This window comes from Olleya sp. AS48 (assembly GCF_038900355.1).
In the GTDB taxonomy this organism is placed as follows: Bacteria; Bacteroidota; Bacteroidia; order Flavobacteriales; family Flavobacteriaceae; genus Olleya.
This window is the reverse complement of the sequence record NZ_JBBMRD010000012.1, coordinates 71,896-87,359: the sequence shown is the minus strand read 5'-3', so window position 1 is coordinate 87,359 and position 15,464 is coordinate 71,896. Positions and strand designations below refer to the sequence as shown.

Sequence of the window (15,464 nt, the reverse complement as noted above, 5' to 3'; positions counted from 1 at the left end):
TCTGTATTTTTGTAACAGAAATTCAACCACAATATATGGCAACTTTAACCAAAAAAGACATAAAAATTACTAGAACTGAAACTTCAAAACTAAGCACTGTTGATTTTAACAATTTAGCTTTTGGACAAGTTTTTTCAGATCATATGCTAACTTGTGATTATAAAGATGGTAAATGGCAACTGCCAGAAATTGTACCATATAGCCCAATTACTTTAGATCCATCTGCCAAAATTTTTCATTATGGTCAGTCTATTTTTGAAGGAATGAAAGCCTATAAGGATACTACTGAGGATGTGTTTATGTTTAGACCTTTAGAGAACGTAAAGCGTTTAAATATTTCGGCTAAACGTTTATCAATTCCTGAAGTTCCGGAAGATTATTTTCTTGAGGGATTAAAAGCACTTTTAGAAGTTGAAAAAGACTGGATACCTACTAACGAAGGTAGCTCGCTATATATTAGACCTTTTATTTTTGCCTCAGGAAAAGGGTTTCATGCCTCTCCTGCTGACGAATATAAATTTATAATTTGTACTGCACCTTCAGGTGCTTATTTTTCTGGAAAAGTAAATGTTTTAATTGAAGAAACTTACTCACGTAGTGCTAATGGTGGTGTAGGTTTTGCTAAAGCTGGTGGTAATTATGCTGGACAATTTTATCCAACACAATTAGCAAAAGCTAAAGGATACCAACAGGTTATTTGGACAGATGATACTACTCATGAATATATCGAGGAAGCTGGTGCAATGAACGTGTTTATACGTATTAACGACACTTTACTAACCTCTCCTGTTAGTGATAGGATTTTAGATGGAATTACAAGAAAAAGTATCCTACAATTAGCTGAAGCTGAAGGTATAAAAACTGAGGTAAGAAAAGTAAAAGTTAGCGAGTTAGTTGATGCTGCTAAAAACGGTAGCTTAAAAGAAATGTTTGGTGCTGGAACTGCTGCAGTAATTTCGCCAATTTCTGGTTTTGGTTTTAGAGGTGAAGACTTTGAAATACCAGAGCAAGATCAATCATTTGCATCACAATTAAAACAACGTATTATAAATATACAAACTAATAAAACTGAAGATCCTTTTGGATGGCGAGTTAAACTTTAATTTTAATAAATAGTTTTATCTAATTTTAGATAACTAAAAAAGCAACCATTTGGTTGCTTTTTTTTTGTTGTAATTATTATATATTACTTGTCTAATATTGCTTTAATATTAGGCTTAAAATAATTTGGACCTTTTAGTACTTTACCGTCTTCTCTGTAAATAGGTTCTCCATCTTCTCCTAATTTACTCATATTACTACGTTGTATTTCTGCAAAGACTTCTTCTATCTTATCTTGCATACCATGTTCTATTATCGTACCACACAATATGTATAGCATGTCTCCTAATGCATCTGCTACTTCAACTAGGTCGTTGTTTTTTGCTGCTTCTAAATATTCTTCATTTTCCTCTCGCATTAACTCGTAACGCAGTAGGTTTTTATCTAGACCTAAATCTGCTTTAGGTGTTTCTCTGTGTCCTATTTTAAAAGCGGTATGAAATGCTTTTACAGCCTGTATTTTATCTTGCATGTAATTGTTGTTTTATTCCTTGAAGTTAGTACTTAGTTTTACTAATTTTGCTTAAAAATAAATTATGTTTAGTAAAGGACAAATCGTTTTTGGAATTTTATTCGCTATCGCATTTATTATCGTACTGATTAGAATGTACCGTAAGGATCTAAACTTGCACAAAGTCCATTATAAAGGTGTCCTATGGATACTATTAGCTTTTCTTGCTTTTATTGGTATGATTGTCGCTATTAAAGTGATTTTTAAGTAAAATACATCTTATAATTATAATATAAAAAAAGCCTTAATCTAAATTAGATTAAGGCTTTTTAATTTCCGCGAAAGCGTTATAATTTTAATTTTCTTCTGGTAGGAAGTTGTAGTTTTTACTGTAAAATAACATTTGACCATCAAAACTTTCTGGTTGTGTTACGTTAATAGCAGTAATCTCTCCTGCGTCATTAGTTTCTGGTACTAAAACTGGGTTTACAAATCCGCTATATGGAGGCGATGTAAATTGTTTGTTACGTTCCAAAACCTCGGCATGTATTGCTTGATCAACTTTTACTCCATAACCTTCTACTAAATCCTCAACCGCTTTATAATCTCCTTCAGATTTAATACGTTGTGTTTCGCGCAGTAATTGCCCAAATAAGTCATGTAGCTTATCGTAGTCATTAATATTAAAATAGGTTTTTCCGTCTCTTGTTATTTTTTCAATAACATTGTCTGCTTGACCTTTTTCAAATACCCAAGCACTTACCCATTGTCTGTTACGCATGTGTGCTTCTTCTACATCATCTCCTAAATTAAGTCTTATTAATTGGGACATTAAACCATTACGTATGTACCCATCGTAAGCAGCCATACCAACACTTTTCCAGTCGTCAACTAATCCTAATTCTTGTAATTTAGGATTGTATAAATAGTATAATCCTACTAAATCTGCACGACCTTCTTCCAAAGTTGAAGCATAGTTTTTAAGGGTTTCTTTAGTTTCTCCAACACCTGGATTTAATTGTCCTGACGCGTGTCCAATAACTTCATGTAAAGCAGTGTGTAATTTATCTGCTATTTGACCATATTTTTCTTCTAACTCATACTCTTGATCATCGTTTACAAACTCTTTTAAACGACCTGTACTTCCTGCATTATTATAGGCATGAATGATGTTACCTAAGGATACTGACTTACTTCCAACTGCTGCACGAATCCAATTTGCATTTGGTAAGTTTACACCTATTGGTGTGCTTGGTGAAGCGTCTCCAGCTTCTCCTGCAACGTTTACAACTTTATACGTTACACCAACCACATTCTCTTTTTTATGTTCTTGCATTAAAGGTGAATTATCTTCAAACCATTGTGCGTTTTCAGATAAAACAGCCATTTTTTGAGACATATCAAAATCGTTGATTTGTACTATAGTTTCATAAGACCCTCTATAACCTAATGGGTCATTATAAACTTCAATAAAACTGTTAATATAATCTACATTACCAGCTGTTGCTGCTGTCCAAGCCACATTATAATTATCCCAAGTTTGTAAATCTCCTGTGTTATAATATCTAATTAAAAGTCCTAAGGCTGTAGCTTGCTCTTGGTTTTCAGCTACTCCTTTTGCTAATTCTAACCATTTTACAATTTGATCAATTGCCGAACCATATAAACCACCTGATTTATAAACACGTTCTTTTAAAACACCATCTTCTTTTACTAATTGTGAGTTTAATCCGTATGATAATGGTTTGTCTGGATTTGGAGATTTCATTTTTTTGTAAAAGGCTTCTACATCTGCATTAGTTACATTTGGTCCATAAAAATTAACTGCACTTTCTAAGACATTATCAACTCCTTTTGCTTGATTAACTTTTTTAGCATCTTGGTCGTTAAAAATTACATCAAAAGCTTCTCCTGCTAATGTTGTGTTTGTTGCTGACATAATTTCCTTTAGATACTCTTGAGAAAATTCTGGTTTAAGTTTATCGTTAGAATAATGATGATGTATACCATTACTAAACCACACACGTTTAAGGTAAGCCTCAAATGCCTTCCAATTATCTGATGTTTTATCAGCTTTATAATTGGTATACACGTTTTCTAATGCTTTTCTAATTTTTAAATTGTGTCTGTAATTTTGGTCCCACATTATATCACGACCTGCCAAACCAGCTTGTGTTAAGTAGTACACTAATTTTTGTTCCTTTAAGGTTAGTTTTTCCCAACCCGGAATTTGATAGCGTAGTATTTTAATATCTGCAAATTCTTCTACATTAAAGTTAAAAGCAGTTTCTACTTTAGGTTCCTCTTGGGTAGTTGGCTTTTCTGCTTTGTCATTACCACAAGACCATAATAGTGTCGCAACAAATGCAGCACTTAATATTGATTTTAATTTCATAATTAAATAGTTTTTTAAAAGTCTTTAAAGATAAGAATTTAACAAATTGTAAATTGATTATCTTTGAAATAACAACCATTTAATTTTTAAGAATGAAATACTTAAAATACCTTTTATTTTTATTGCTTATTGCAATCATAGCTATAGCTATTTATATTGCAGTACAACCTAATGATTTTAGTGTATCAAGAACTAGAACTATTCAAGCACCTGCTAGTTTAATATATAATGAAGTGATAGATTTTAAAAACTGGGAAGATTGGAATGCTTGGACAGAAGAAAAACCAGAAATGACTATTAATTATCCAGAACAAACAAAAGGTATTGATGGTTCTTACTCTTGGATTGATAATGGTGAAACAGGTACCATGCGCACTATAGATACCAATCCTAATAAATCCATTACACAAACCATGCAGTTTGCTGATTACCCAAGTTCTGACGTTGTTTGGACTTTTATGCCAAATGCAGATGGTAGTACTGATGTAAAATGGACCATTTCTGGTAAAGATTTACCTTTTGGTTTTAAAGCTTATGCTGCTTTTACAGGTGGCATGGATAGTAAAATTGGACCATACTACGACAGAAGCTTAGAGCTTTTAGACCAAAAGGTGGTAAAAAGCATGACGATTTATAATATTAAAGTAAATGGTGTAACACAACATAGTGGTGGTTTTTACCTTTATAATACCACTTCTAGTAAAATTGAAAATTTTAAAGTTAAAATGCAGCAAATGCTTCCTGAAGTTAAACAATACCTTACTGACAACAATATTAAGCCTTCAGGAGCTCCTTTTATTATATATCATAAATGGGATTTAGAAAACAATGCAGTCATTTTTTCTTGTGCTATACCAACTAGTGATAGGGTTATTACAACTGATAGCGAAATATTAACTGGACAATTAGAACCTTTTGATGCCTTAAAAACAACTTTAAAAGGAAATTACACGCATCTTGAAGAAGCTTGGAATACTGCTATGAAATATCAAACAGACATTAATTTAGTACCTGATAAAACTGGTGTTGCGCTAGAAGTATATGTGACAGACCCAAGCAATACGCCTAATCCTGCGGATTGGATTACTGAAATTTATTTACCAATAGTGTTAGAAAACAACACAACTTTAAATCATTAAATGAAACAACTTGTTTTAGTTTTTGTAGGTGGTGGTTTTGGTAGTGTCCTACGCTATATTATTGGAAAAGCGCTAAATAATACAAACAACGGAATACCTTACGGAACCTTTTTAGCCAATGTATTAGGGAGTTTACTTATAGGTATAATATTAGGTTTAGCTTTAAAAAATAATACACTTAGTAACAACCAAACATTGTTACTAGCTACTGGTTTTTGTGGTGGATTTACAACCTTTTCTACTTTTGCTTATGAAAACCATGTGTTTTTAAAATCTGGAGATTTTACCAGTTTTGCGTTATACACAATCACTAGTTTTATTCTTGGTTTTTTAGCAGTTTTTTTAGGAATGTGGTTAGCTAAACAATTTTAGTTTACGTTTTGGTATATTTTTTTACACCTGCTTCAATACGTACATATAAAATATTTTCAGAAGGAACAATCGGACAAGAGTACTTTTTATTATAAGCACAATAAGGATTATAAGCTTTATTAAAATCTATAAATATTTTGTCATCTTTAGGCAATTTAACCTCTATGTAGCGTCCACCTTTATAACTTTCTACACCATTAGTATTATCCATAAAAGGTAAAAATAAAGCTTCCTCCTGACCTACTTCTTCAGCCATTTCTAAATCTTGATAAACATTTAACTTTAACAGTTTATCTTTAATAGTAAAAGTAGCTTCGCCATATTTAATATAATCTACCTCTCTATCAGTGGTGGTTTTCATTTTAAAAGGCGTTTCATTAGGCGTACGTTTAAAATCTGCATTAACCATATAAATACTATCAAATTTAAAAAAATCTAGACTTCTAAATACTTTACGATCTCTATCTGTTAAAGGTGACTTGGCTGCATCTTTAAAATCTGCATTCATCTGTCGTTGGTAATCTGTATCTCCTAATAATGGTAATTTATCTTGCGCACAACTTAAATTTGTGATTATTACAAATAACAATATAATATATCTCATGCGTTACTATATTAAATATGAATACTTTAAAAATTCAATTCAAAAATACAACTTATTCAAAATTTTGTTTAGCTTTGGTCTAATAATTTATTAAAAATGAAATTAGTCATTACATATTTATCTAAACAAACCTCTTGTATAAACACAGGTAGTTGGAGCTGTAATATGTTATGATGATGTAAATATCAATTTATACAATACAAAAAAGTCCAACCTAACCGTTGGACTTTTTACATTTATAACAACAACCAAACCATGAAAAAACTATTTAACAACTACATAAACACTTTTGATGGACTATCAAAAGAAGTATGGTGGCTATCGTTAATTACGCTAATTAACAGAGCAGGTACAATGGTAATCCCATTTTTATCTTTATACCTAACAGAAGATTTAGGATTTACCCTATCAAACGTTGGTACAGTAATGACTGCTTTTGGGCTTGGATCTGTTTTAGGATCTTGGTTAGGAGGTAAACTAACAGACAAGATAGGTTACTACAAAATTATGGTATTTAGCCTATTTATATCAGGCTTTATGTTTATTGGTTTGCAATACCTTAAAACCATTTACACATTATCATTGGGTATTTTTGCGTTAATGATAGTGGCAGACATGTTTAGACCTGCTATGTTTGTCGCTTTAAGCGCTTACAGCAAACCAGAAAACAAAACAAGAAGCGTTACTTTAATTAGATTAGCGATTAATCTAGGGTTTTCAGCAGGACCTGCAATTGGTGGTTTAATTATTGTTGGGTTGGGTTATGGAGGATTATTTTGGGTTGATGGCATTACTTGTATTGCGGCTACATTTGTTTTAATTAATGTATTAAATCCTAAAAAGGCACGTGTACAAGACCAAATTAAAGTAGACAACCCATACTCTGCTTATAAAGACAAACCCTTTATTATCTTTTTGTTTGCTTTATTTTTATTTGGTTTTATATTCTTGCAATATTTTTCTACAATGCCATTATATTACAGATCAGAGCATCATTTAAGCGAGCTGCAAATTGGATTATTACTAGGTGCCAATGGTTTTTTTATTTTTTTATTAGAAATGCCATTAATTAAATATTTGGAAAACACACGTTTTGCAAAAACGTCACTAATCCTATTTGGCGCCTTTTTAACTGCCACTAGCTTTTTAATACTTAACTTTTCTAGTTGGTCAGGAATTTTAATTTTTGGTATGTTTTTAATGACCATTGGCGAAATGATAGCCTTTCCGTTTGCGAATGCATTTGCCTTGCAACAAGCTAAAAAAGGAAATCAAGGCGAATATATGGCATTATACTCGATAGCATTTTCGTTTGCACATATCTTTGGTCACAAAACAGGTATGGAACTTGTTGAACGTGTTGGTTTTGATAACACTTGGTATATCATGACCTTATTAGGAGGATTATGCATGTTTTTATTATACCTATTAAAACAGTTTATGAAAGGAAAAAAAATCATCTAAATGAATTTAAACCAAGTAACCATATCCTCTAAAAATTTAGACAGATCCGTCACATTTTATAAACTTTTAGGACTGCAACTTATTGTTGACGCTCTACCAAGATATGCTAGGTTTACCTGTCCCGATGGTGACGCTACTTTTTCTATACACCAAAATATAAATATGCAACCTAGTGATAATACAGTGCTATATTTTGAAGATGAAAATTTAAAAGATTTAGTTTTTAAACTGAAACAAAAAGGGATAATTTTTACATCTGATATTGAAGACAAGTCATGGCTTTGGACAGAAGCGCATTTAAAAGATCCTGACGGAAATAACATTATTTTATTTAAAGCAGGAAAGCATAGAAAAAATCCACCTTGGCGAATTTAAACTGGCTTAATAGCATTATTTTTAACTACATGAGATAAAATTATTTGCGTTTTACATTCGCCATAAATAATTAATTGATCAATAAAAGCCTCTAAATGCTTGTGGTTTTTTAAAACCACTTCCATAACTATATTTTCATTTCCGGTAATCCTGTAGCAATTAACCACCTCATCAAGGGTTTTTACTTTTTCTAAAAACGGTTTTAATTTACCCATAAACGCCTGTAAAGTAATTAAAGCTTTTAACTGATAACCGACTTCAAAAGGAGAAATTAAAGTGATATGATTTTGAATAATCCCTAAATCCTCCATTTTTTTTATCCGCTCTGATACAGCAGGTGAGCTTATTCCCACCTGACGACCAATAGCAGCATTGGACTGCCTAGCGTTTTGTTGTAAACATTTCAAAATTTTCCAATTCAATTTATCTATACTCATTTTTAAATAATATTTTAAAAATATATTAAATTTTAAAGTAAATATACGCTAATACTTTAAAATCGAAAGTTAAAAATACTGGTAAGTCGTTATTTTTGATAAAAATTAAAATATAAAATGTCGGCTCCAATTCCTTCTCATCTGTCAGAACTACCTATATATAAGCAGGCTATGCAAATTTTTGTTTTATCTAGAAGCATTTCTAGCTATTTAAATCAGGATTTAGCATACTTATACGATGATGGTAAAGAAGATGCCAACATTTATGTATCAGGCGATATTGTACAACAGTCGGTATCCTTAGCTCCAGAAATTATTAATGCAGAGTTAGAGCATTGTCGTGACAAAAAACACAGACATATAGCATCCGTAAACCGTTTAACTAATAGATTGTATAAAAACTGTAGTCGTCTAGAGTCTTGTAACAGCAATGGTAAAGACTACTTACCAATTTTGAAAAGAGAGATTAGAAAATTTAGAAAATTGCAAACAACTTGGATGTTGACACTTTAATTATTTATGAAAAATCAACTACTCTTGCATTATACATAAATGAGTCTTGAAAGGCTTTAATTTTAGGATTAAAGGTTTCAGAAAAAATCACAAACTTAGCTTTAGGTGCGCTTTCGCTTAATCTTAAAATGTAATTGTGATAATTATTTCTAGTAATAAAATCGGCATCATGTAAAACAAATAGCTTCAATTCTCCTAAATGCAGACTATTTAAATGATACAATTTACTTAAACGTTTTGGTGTTGCAATCAAAATATCCACACCATAATAGACCTCTTCACGTTGTTTTTCTAAATCATGCTCTTCATAAGCACAGTATATACGTAAATCTGTTCTTTTAGTAAAAGCTTCAAAACGTTCTTTTAATTCTAAGGTCGTTTTTTTGTCTTTAGCTATAATTACTGCTCTTGGCGAATCCTCAAAAGCTTCAGCTCCTAATTTTTGAATGGTACTAATAATCATAGCAGTAGTCTTACCGCATCCTTTTGGTCCTATTGCGTAAAGATCTGTTCCTGCCTTAATTAAAGGCATCACTTCTTTTTGAAACTTGTTAGTGGTTTCAAATCCTGCTTTTTCAATATTTTCTTTTAATGAAGGATGGTATTTTTTGAAAGACATTTATGTAATTATGATATGTAAATATTAGTGTAAACTGTAGATTACAAAGGTAGTAATTAATGGCACATTTTACAGTCTGCTTTGTCTTTAACTTCACCAACCAAAAATCCTTGGTCATTAATTACAAAATCACAACAATCCACAAAACCTTGAGCAATCATTTTTCGACCACGTTGGATTTGTGACTTTATAGTAGGTAAGGCTAAATTTAATTGGTCTGCAATTTGTTGTTGTTTTAAACCTTTTACATCACTTAAAAGTAGAGGTTCTCTGTACTTTTCAGGTAAACTTTTAATAATACCATGTAAGCAATCGGCTTCAGTATGTTCTAGTTTTTGTTCTTCAAAAATAAAATCTTCATCTGTTGTTTCATACACCAATTTTTTACTTCTAAAGTAGTCCAAAACGGTATACCTAGCAATGGAGAAAAGCCACGATTTAAGCTTGCCTTCATCTTTTAAAGTATTTAATTTAGTATGTACTTTAATAAAAGTTTCTTGCAATAAATCGTCCGCGATTACCTCGTCTTTTACTTTACTTAAAATAAAATATTTGATATCGTCTGCATGTAATTTCCAAATGTTTTTAGTATCCATATCGATTGTAATGTAAAAACGCTAATCTTAGTATAAAGTTACCAAAACTAGCGTTATTAATACTGTTTTTAAGTCATGCTTAACAGTTGCAGTTATTGCAAGTACACGTATTACATGTGCAGTTAAAACAATTTCCTTTAGAGCAACCGTCACAGTCACAAGTACAATTTATATTTTTCATAATATCTATTTTTATGGGTTCATATAATAGACGTGACTAATTAAAAAAAGATGCAAATTTGAAGTCTTTTTTTTAAAATGAAATTATTTTACTACAATTTTTACGAGATGTGTTATTGGGAAATTACATGAGTTTGCTATAAAACATAATTGATTTGCTTTACTATGAAGGTTTTCCGCTAACGCCTTTTGAGTTTCATTTTTTATAGTTACAACAGGTTTTAATCTTACTATTTTAAAACTTCCACTTCCTGAAGCATTCACTTCCAAATCGCCTTCTGCATCATCTGAATAACTTATTACCTCTATATTGTTTTGCGCGCAAACGTATAAATAAGACATCATGTGGCAGGATGCTAAAGCAGATAATAATAAATCTTCTGGATTGTATAACGTGTCATCTCCTCTAAATGATTTTGCTGCAGACACGGATAAATCCGAAACTTTATTAGCAATGGTTACTTTATGATTTCTACTAAAAGTTCTTGGGTTACTTGTACTTTCACCATCATTAATTGTCCATTTTACTTGTGCTTTGAAGGTGTGTTTAATTGACATGTTTTTTTTATTGAATATAAAAAAGCGTTTCATATTGAAACGCTTTTTTGTTTTATGTATTAATATTCTTTATTATGCTCTAAATAGCAAAAACTATAATGAGATCCCATAATAAATTTGAGATAAGCGATTCACTCACTTTTCGTGAAAACAAAAAGTGGGTCTCTGCTTACATGTTTCTGCGATACTGACCTCCAACTTCAAATAACGAAGAAGTGATTTCTCCTAAACTACAGACTTTACAAACATCCATTAACGCTTCAAAAATATTTTCGTTGTTAATCGCTCGTTCTTGTAAATCCTTAAGTAATGCTTTTGTGTCATTTGCCTCATGAAGATTAGATAACGTTTTAATCTGGAATTGCTTTTCTTCTTCTGTTGCTCTAATGACTTCCGCAGGAACAACCGTTGGTGATCCTTTGCTACTTAAAAAAGTATTTACACCAACAATTGGGAATTTCCCGTTATGCTTTAAAGTTTCGTAATATAAACTTTCTTCTTGTATTTTACTACGTTGGTACATGGTTTCCATTGCACCTAAAACACCTCCTCTTTCTGTAATTCTGTCAAATTCTTGTAAAACTGCTTCTTCAACTAAATCTGTTAATTCTTCAATAATAAAAGACCCTTGTATTGGGTTTTCATTTTTATTTAATCCTAATTCTTTATTGATGATTAATTGAATAGCCATCGCACGTCTAACCGACTCTTCTGTAGGTGTTGTAATAGCCTCATCATATGCATTTGTGTGTAATGAGTTACAGTTATCATAAATAGCATACAAAGCTTGAAGTGTTGTACGAATATCATTAAAGTCAATTTCTTGAGCGTGTAAACTACGTCCAGACGTTTGAATATGATATTTCAACATTTGTGCTCTTGCATTTGCACCATACTTGTGCTTCATTGCTTTTGCCCAAATTTTACGTGCCACACGACCAATTACTGCATATTCTGGATCGATTCCGTTTGAGAAAAAGAATGACAAGTTTGGACCAAATTTATTGATGTCCATACCACGACTTAAATAATATTCCACGTAAGTGAAACCATTAGATAATGTCAACGCTAATTGTGTAATTGGGTTTGCACCTGCTTCTGCAATATGATATCCAGAAATCGATACTGAATAAAAGTTACGGACGTTATTCTCGATAAAATACTCTTGAACATCTCCCATTAAACGTAATGCAAATTCAGTAGAGAAAATACACGTGTTTTGCGCTTGATCTTCTTTTAAAATATCAGCTTGAACCGTTCCTCTAACTTGTGCAATGGTATTCTTTTTAATCTCTGCGTATACGTCTGCTGGTAACACTTGATCACCAGTAACACCTAAAAGCATCAATCCTAAACCATTGTTTCCTTCTGGTAAGTCACCATTATAAGATGGACGTTGTTTATCTTTATAAATCTTAGCTATTTTAGCTTCTACTTCTTTTTCAAGACCGTTTTCTTTAATGTAGAATTCACATTGTTGGTCGATAGCAGCATTCATAAAAAAACCTAATAACATAGGCGCAGGACCATTAATGGTCATACTTACCGACGTCATTACATTGGCTAAATCAAAACCAGAATACAGTTTTTTAGCATCATCTAAACAACAAATACTAACACCTGCATTACCAATTTTACCGTAAATATCTGGTCTTAAATCTGGATCGTTACCGTAAAGTGTTACACTATCAAAAGCGGTAGATAACCGTTTTGCTGGCAATCCTGCACTTACATAGTGAAAACGTCTGTTGGTACGTTCTGGTCCACCTTCTCCTGCAAACATACGTGCTGGATCTTCTCCTGTACGTTTAAATGGATATAATCCTGATGTGTATGGAAACTCTCCTGGTACATTTTCTTGCAATGTCCAACGTAATAAATCTCCCCAAGCTTGATACTTTGGTAATGCTATTCTTGGAATTTGTAAATGCGATAATGACTCAGAATGCGTTTCTATTTTAATTTCTTTATCTCTTACTTTAAAACTATAAATCGGATTTTTGTACTTATTTACTTTCTCATCCCAACCTGTAATGACTTCCCAATTGTATGGATCTAAGTTTAATTTTACTCTGTCAAATTCAGCAATAAGCATTTTAATTAAATCCTTTTTGTCATCCTGAACTTGCTTCAGGATCTCATCTTGATCAAGTCCTTGCTTAGTAATAAGAGACATCTCGACTGCGCTCGATGTGACATCCATTACTGAACAAATAGTTTTATAAATTCCGTAAAGTTTTTGTGCAACCTCAACTTGCGTGTTTGCTGTTTTATCGTAAGCACGATTATTTTCAGCAATTTCAGATAAATAACGTGTACGTGATGGTGGAATTACAAAAATTTTCTCGCTCATTTCCTGAGAAATTTCAAATGTCGATTTTAAAACCGAATCCGTCTTTTCTACTAACTTGTCCATGATGGCTTTGTAAAGCGTATTCATCCCTGGATCGTTAAATTGCGACGCAATAGTACCATAAACTGGCAACTGATCTTGTGGTATATCCCAAAGATTATTGTTACGCATGTATTGTTTTTTAACATCACGAAGCGCATCTAAAGAGCCACGTTTGTCAAATTTATTAATGGCAACCAAATCTGCAAAATCAAGCATGTCGATTTTTTCTAATTGCGTTGCAGCACCAAATTCTGGAGTCATAACGTATAAAGCCACGTCAGAATGTTCCATAATCTCTGTATCAGATTGTCCAATTCCAGAGGTTTCTAATATAATTAAATCGTATTCTGCAGCTTTTAAAACCTGAACTGCTTCGTTTACATATTTAGATAATGCTAAGTTAGATTGACGTGTAGCCAAACTACGCATGTACACTCTTGGCGAGTTGATTGCATTCATCCTAATCCTATCACCTAAAAGTGCTCCTCCAGTTTTACGTTTTGATGGGTCAACAGACACTAAACCAATAGTTTTTTCTGGAAAATCGATTAAAAAACGACGAACTAATTCATCTACTAAAGATGATTTACCTGCTCCACCTGTTCCTGTAATACCTAAAACTGGAGTTTTAGACGCTTTATTTTTAATATGAATTTTATCTAAAGTCGCTTTAGCTACGTCAGGAAAGTTTTCGGCAGAAGAAATCACTCTAGCAATTGCCTTAGGATTTTTAGTAGGCAAAATGTCCAACTCATTACTTAAAGTATCACCTATTGCAAAATCTGATTGTTCAACCAAATCATTAATCATCCCTTGTAATCCCATTGCACGACCATCATCCGGAGAGTAGATTCTGGCAATACCATAATCCATAAGTTCCTTAATTTCTGAAGGTAAGATTACTCCTCCACCACCACCAAAAATCTTGATGTGCTCTGCACCTCTTTCTTTTAACAAGTCATACATGTATTTAAAATACTCGTTATGACCACCTTGGTAAGAGGTTAAACAAATAGCATTTGCATCTTCTTGAATTGCGGTATTTACCACTTCGTCCACACTTCTATCGTGTCCTAAATGAATTACCTCAACTCCTGTAGATTGAATAATACGACGCATAATATTTATGGACGCATCATGACCATCAAATAAGGCTGCTGCTGTTACAATTCTAACTTTATATTTTGGTTTATATGGTGTTGCTTGTGTCATTCTTAAAATATAATGGGTTTTGAGGTTGCAATTTACGGAATATTCAAAAATATTGCTCTATAATCCGTAATTATCTAAAAGTTAAAAACAAATAATTATCCCGATAAAATTACAGTAAATTTAGTTGCTAATACCAACTGAAAATGAACAAATTAACAATCCTAATACATTGTAATGACCAATCAGGAATTATTGCAAGTGTTACAAATTTTATTGCCAATAATAATGGTAACATTGTTTACATAGACCAATATGTTGATAGAGAACAAAACATATTTTTTATGCGTTTGGAAAGCGAATTTGAACAAAACACATTTAATATCGAAGCTTTTAAGGTTACTTTTAAAAATGAGTTAGCCGATCGTTTTAAAATGAAATGGCGTATTTACTCTGCCAAAACAAAACCAAAAATGGCACTATTTGTATCCAAATATGACCATTGTTTATATGATATATTAGGACGTTATAACTCTGGAGAATTAGACGTAGACATTCCGTTTATAATTAGTAACCACAACACTTTAAAACCCATTGCAGACAGTTTTAATATACCGTTTTATCATATTCCAGTTACTAAAGAGACTAAAGCCAAAGCGGAAGACCAGCAATTAAAACTTTGTAAAAAACATGGTATTAATTTTATTGTTTTGGCACGCTATATGCAAATTGTATCCAATAAAATAATAAGTCAATATCCCAATAAGGTTATTAATATACACCACTCTTTTTTACCAGCTTTTGTTGGTGCAAAACCCTACCATTCTGCCTACAAACGTGGTGTGAAAATTATTGGAGCCACAAGCCATTATGTGACAGAGGATTTAGATGCTGGTCCGATTATTGAACAAGATGTTGCAAGAGTATCACATACACACTCAATTGAGGATTTAATTGCAAAAGGACGTGATTTAGAAAAAATTGTTCTGGCAAATGCGATAAAACTTCATCTTAAACGAAAAGTAATGGTGTTGAATAATAAGACTGTTATTTTTTCGTGAAAATCATTTATCTCGTTCTTTCAAGCCTTGTGTTTATTCATAAAAAAAAGAAAAT

General features: G+C 32.0%; 15 protein-coding genes. 7 read left to right on the top strand and 8 right to left on the bottom strand.

The genetic code is table 11. The annotated features are described in order from the left end of the window. Positions 1 to 35 precede the first annotated feature (35 nt). The gene (locus WNY60_RS13940; protein WP_145000490.1) at positions 36 to 1,103 is read left to right on the top strand and encodes a branched-chain amino acid aminotransferase; all 1,068 of its coding nucleotides are present in this window, start codon (positions 36 to 38) and stop codon (positions 1,101 to 1,103) included. A gap of 83 nt (positions 1,104 to 1,186) precedes the next feature. Here WNY60_RS13940 and WNY60_RS13935 read toward each other — a convergent pair whose 3' ends face one another. Further along, positions 1,187 to 1,573 (bottom strand): nucleoside triphosphate pyrophosphohydrolase family protein, encoded by a 387-nt coding sequence (locus WNY60_RS13935; protein ID WP_145000492.1) that lies wholly within the window; start codon positions 1,571 to 1,573, stop codon positions 1,187 to 1,189. A 334-nt stretch (positions 1,574 to 1,907) separates the two neighbouring features. Then, positions 1,908 to 3,947 carry a dihydrofolate reductase gene (locus WNY60_RS13930; RefSeq protein WP_342862722.1) on the bottom strand — a complete coding sequence of 680 codons (2,040 nt, stop codon included), beginning with the start codon at positions 3,945 to 3,947 and terminating at the stop codon, positions 1,908 to 1,910. Between the two features lie 92 nt (positions 3,948 to 4,039). On the opposite strand from WNY60_RS13930, the gene WNY60_RS13925 reads away from it, so the two are divergent. Together WNY60_RS13925 and crcB are read left to right on the top strand one after the other, a co-directional pair. Continuing rightward, entirely contained in the window at positions 4,040 to 5,086 is a 1,047-nt protein-coding gene (locus WNY60_RS13925) for an SRPBCC family protein (RefSeq protein WP_342862720.1), read from the top strand. Then, complete coding sequence (gene crcB / locus WNY60_RS13920) at positions 5,087 to 5,458, top strand: fluoride efflux transporter CrcB (RefSeq protein WP_145000498.1); 372 nt, start codon at positions 5,087 to 5,089, stop codon at positions 5,456 to 5,458. It begins immediately after the preceding gene. A gap of 1 nt (position 5,459) precedes the next feature. On the opposite strand, the gene WNY60_RS13915 is transcribed toward crcB, so the two are convergent. Beyond that, on the bottom strand, positions 5,460 to 6,062 hold the full coding sequence (locus WNY60_RS13915; protein WP_342862718.1) for a DUF1684 domain-containing protein: 603 nt from the start codon (positions 6,060 to 6,062) through the stop codon (positions 5,460 to 5,462). Between the two features lie 255 nt (positions 6,063 to 6,317). Here WNY60_RS13915 and WNY60_RS13910 point away from each other — a divergent pair, with 255 nt between their 5' ends. Both WNY60_RS13910 and WNY60_RS13905 read left to right on the top strand, forming a co-directional pair. Continuing rightward, entirely contained in the window at positions 6,318 to 7,526 is a 1,209-nt protein-coding gene (locus WNY60_RS13910; RefSeq protein ID WP_339808142.1) for an MFS transporter, read from the top strand. Continuing rightward, positions 7,527 to 7,901 carry a VOC family protein gene (locus WNY60_RS13905; RefSeq protein WP_342862716.1) on the top strand — a complete coding sequence of 125 codons (375 nt, stop codon included), beginning with the start codon at positions 7,527 to 7,529 and terminating at the stop codon, positions 7,899 to 7,901. Here the strand turns inward: WNY60_RS13905 and WNY60_RS13900 are convergent. Continuing rightward, positions 7,898 to 8,338 carry an Lrp/AsnC family transcriptional regulator gene (locus WNY60_RS13900; protein WP_099570378.1) on the bottom strand — a complete coding sequence of 147 codons (441 nt, stop codon included), beginning with the start codon at positions 8,336 to 8,338 and terminating at the stop codon, positions 7,898 to 7,900. The two genes, WNY60_RS13905 and WNY60_RS13900, sit on opposite strands and share 4 nt — an antisense overlap. A 117-nt stretch (positions 8,339 to 8,455) precedes the next feature. Here WNY60_RS13900 and WNY60_RS13895 point away from each other — a divergent pair, with 117 nt between their 5' ends. Beyond that, positions 8,456 to 8,851 (top strand): hypothetical protein, encoded by a 396-nt coding sequence (locus tag WNY60_RS13895; protein WP_145000505.1) that lies wholly within the window; start codon positions 8,456 to 8,458, stop codon positions 8,849 to 8,851. Positions 8,852 to 8,855: 4 nt separating this feature from the next. Here the strand turns inward: WNY60_RS13895 and WNY60_RS13890 are convergent, their stop codons facing one another. From WNY60_RS13890 to WNY60_RS13875, 4 genes are all read right to left on the bottom strand, one after another. Beyond that, positions 8,856 to 9,470, bottom strand: coding sequence for a DEAD/DEAH box helicase (locus WNY60_RS13890; RefSeq protein WP_145000507.1), 615 nt, complete (start codon positions 9,468 to 9,470; stop codon positions 8,856 to 8,858). 56 nt (positions 9,471 to 9,526) lie between these two features. Continuing rightward, complete coding sequence (locus tag WNY60_RS13885; RefSeq protein WP_342862714.1) at positions 9,527 to 10,066, bottom strand: sigma-70 family RNA polymerase sigma factor; 540 nt, start codon at positions 10,064 to 10,066, stop codon at positions 9,527 to 9,529. A gap of 264 nt (positions 10,067 to 10,330) precedes the next feature. After that, complete coding sequence (locus WNY60_RS13880; protein WP_342862713.1) at positions 10,331 to 10,804, bottom strand: OsmC family protein; 474 nt, start codon at positions 10,802 to 10,804, stop codon at positions 10,331 to 10,333. Positions 10,805 to 10,973: 169 nt separating this feature from the next. Further along, the gene (locus WNY60_RS13875; protein WP_342862711.1) at positions 10,974 to 14,411 is read right to left on the bottom strand and encodes a methylmalonyl-CoA mutase family protein; all 3,438 of its coding nucleotides are present in this window, start codon (positions 14,409 to 14,411) and stop codon (positions 10,974 to 10,976) included. A gap of 143 nt (positions 14,412 to 14,554) precedes the next feature. Here WNY60_RS13875 and purU point away from each other — a divergent pair, with 143 nt between their 5' ends. Then, entirely contained in the window at positions 14,555 to 15,409 is an 855-nt protein-coding gene (purU, locus tag WNY60_RS13870) for a formyltetrahydrofolate deformylase (RefSeq protein ID WP_342862709.1), read from the top strand. The last annotated feature ends 55 nt before the right edge of the window (positions 15,410 to 15,464 follow it).

Coding starts and splice junctions, on each gene's coding strand:
- WNY60_RS13940 (WP_145000490.1), top strand. CDS start 36: ATGGCAACTTTAACCAAAAAAGACATAAAAATTACTAGAACTGAAACT.
- WNY60_RS13935 (WP_145000492.1), bottom strand. CDS start 1,573: ATGCAAGATAAAATACAGGCTGTAAAAGCATTTCATACCGCTTTTAAA.
- WNY60_RS13930 (WP_342862722.1), bottom strand. CDS start 3,947: ATGAAATTAAAATCAATATTAAGTGCTGCATTTGTTGCGACACTATTA.
- WNY60_RS13925 (WP_342862720.1), top strand. CDS start 4,040: ATGAAATACTTAAAATACCTTTTATTTTTATTGCTTATTGCAATCATA.
- crcB (WP_145000498.1), top strand. CDS start 5,087: ATGAAACAACTTGTTTTAGTTTTTGTAGGTGGTGGTTTTGGTAGTGTC.
- WNY60_RS13915 (WP_342862718.1), bottom strand. CDS start 6,062: ATGAGATATATTATATTGTTATTTGTAATAATCACAAATTTAAGTTGT.
- WNY60_RS13910 (WP_339808142.1), top strand. CDS start 6,318: ATGAAAAAACTATTTAACAACTACATAAACACTTTTGATGGACTATCA.
- WNY60_RS13905 (WP_342862716.1), top strand. CDS start 7,527: ATGAATTTAAACCAAGTAACCATATCCTCTAAAAATTTAGACAGATCC.
- WNY60_RS13900 (WP_099570378.1), bottom strand. CDS start 8,338: ATGAGTATAGATAAATTGAATTGGAAAATTTTGAAATGTTTACAACAA.
- WNY60_RS13895 (WP_145000505.1), top strand. CDS start 8,456: ATGTCGGCTCCAATTCCTTCTCATCTGTCAGAACTACCTATATATAAG.
- WNY60_RS13890 (WP_145000507.1), bottom strand. CDS start 9,470: ATGTCTTTCAAAAAATACCATCCTTCATTAAAAGAAAATATTGAAAAA.
- WNY60_RS13885 (WP_342862714.1), bottom strand. CDS start 10,066: ATGGATACTAAAAACATTTGGAAATTACATGCAGACGATATCAAATAT.
- WNY60_RS13880 (WP_342862713.1), bottom strand. CDS start 10,804: ATGTCAATTAAACACACCTTCAAAGCACAAGTAAAATGGACAATTAAT.
- WNY60_RS13875 (WP_342862711.1), bottom strand. CDS start 14,411: ATGACACAAGCAACACCATATAAACCAAAATATAAAGTTAGAATTGTA.
- purU (WP_342862709.1), top strand. CDS start 14,555: ATGAACAAATTAACAATCCTAATACATTGTAATGACCAATCAGGAATT.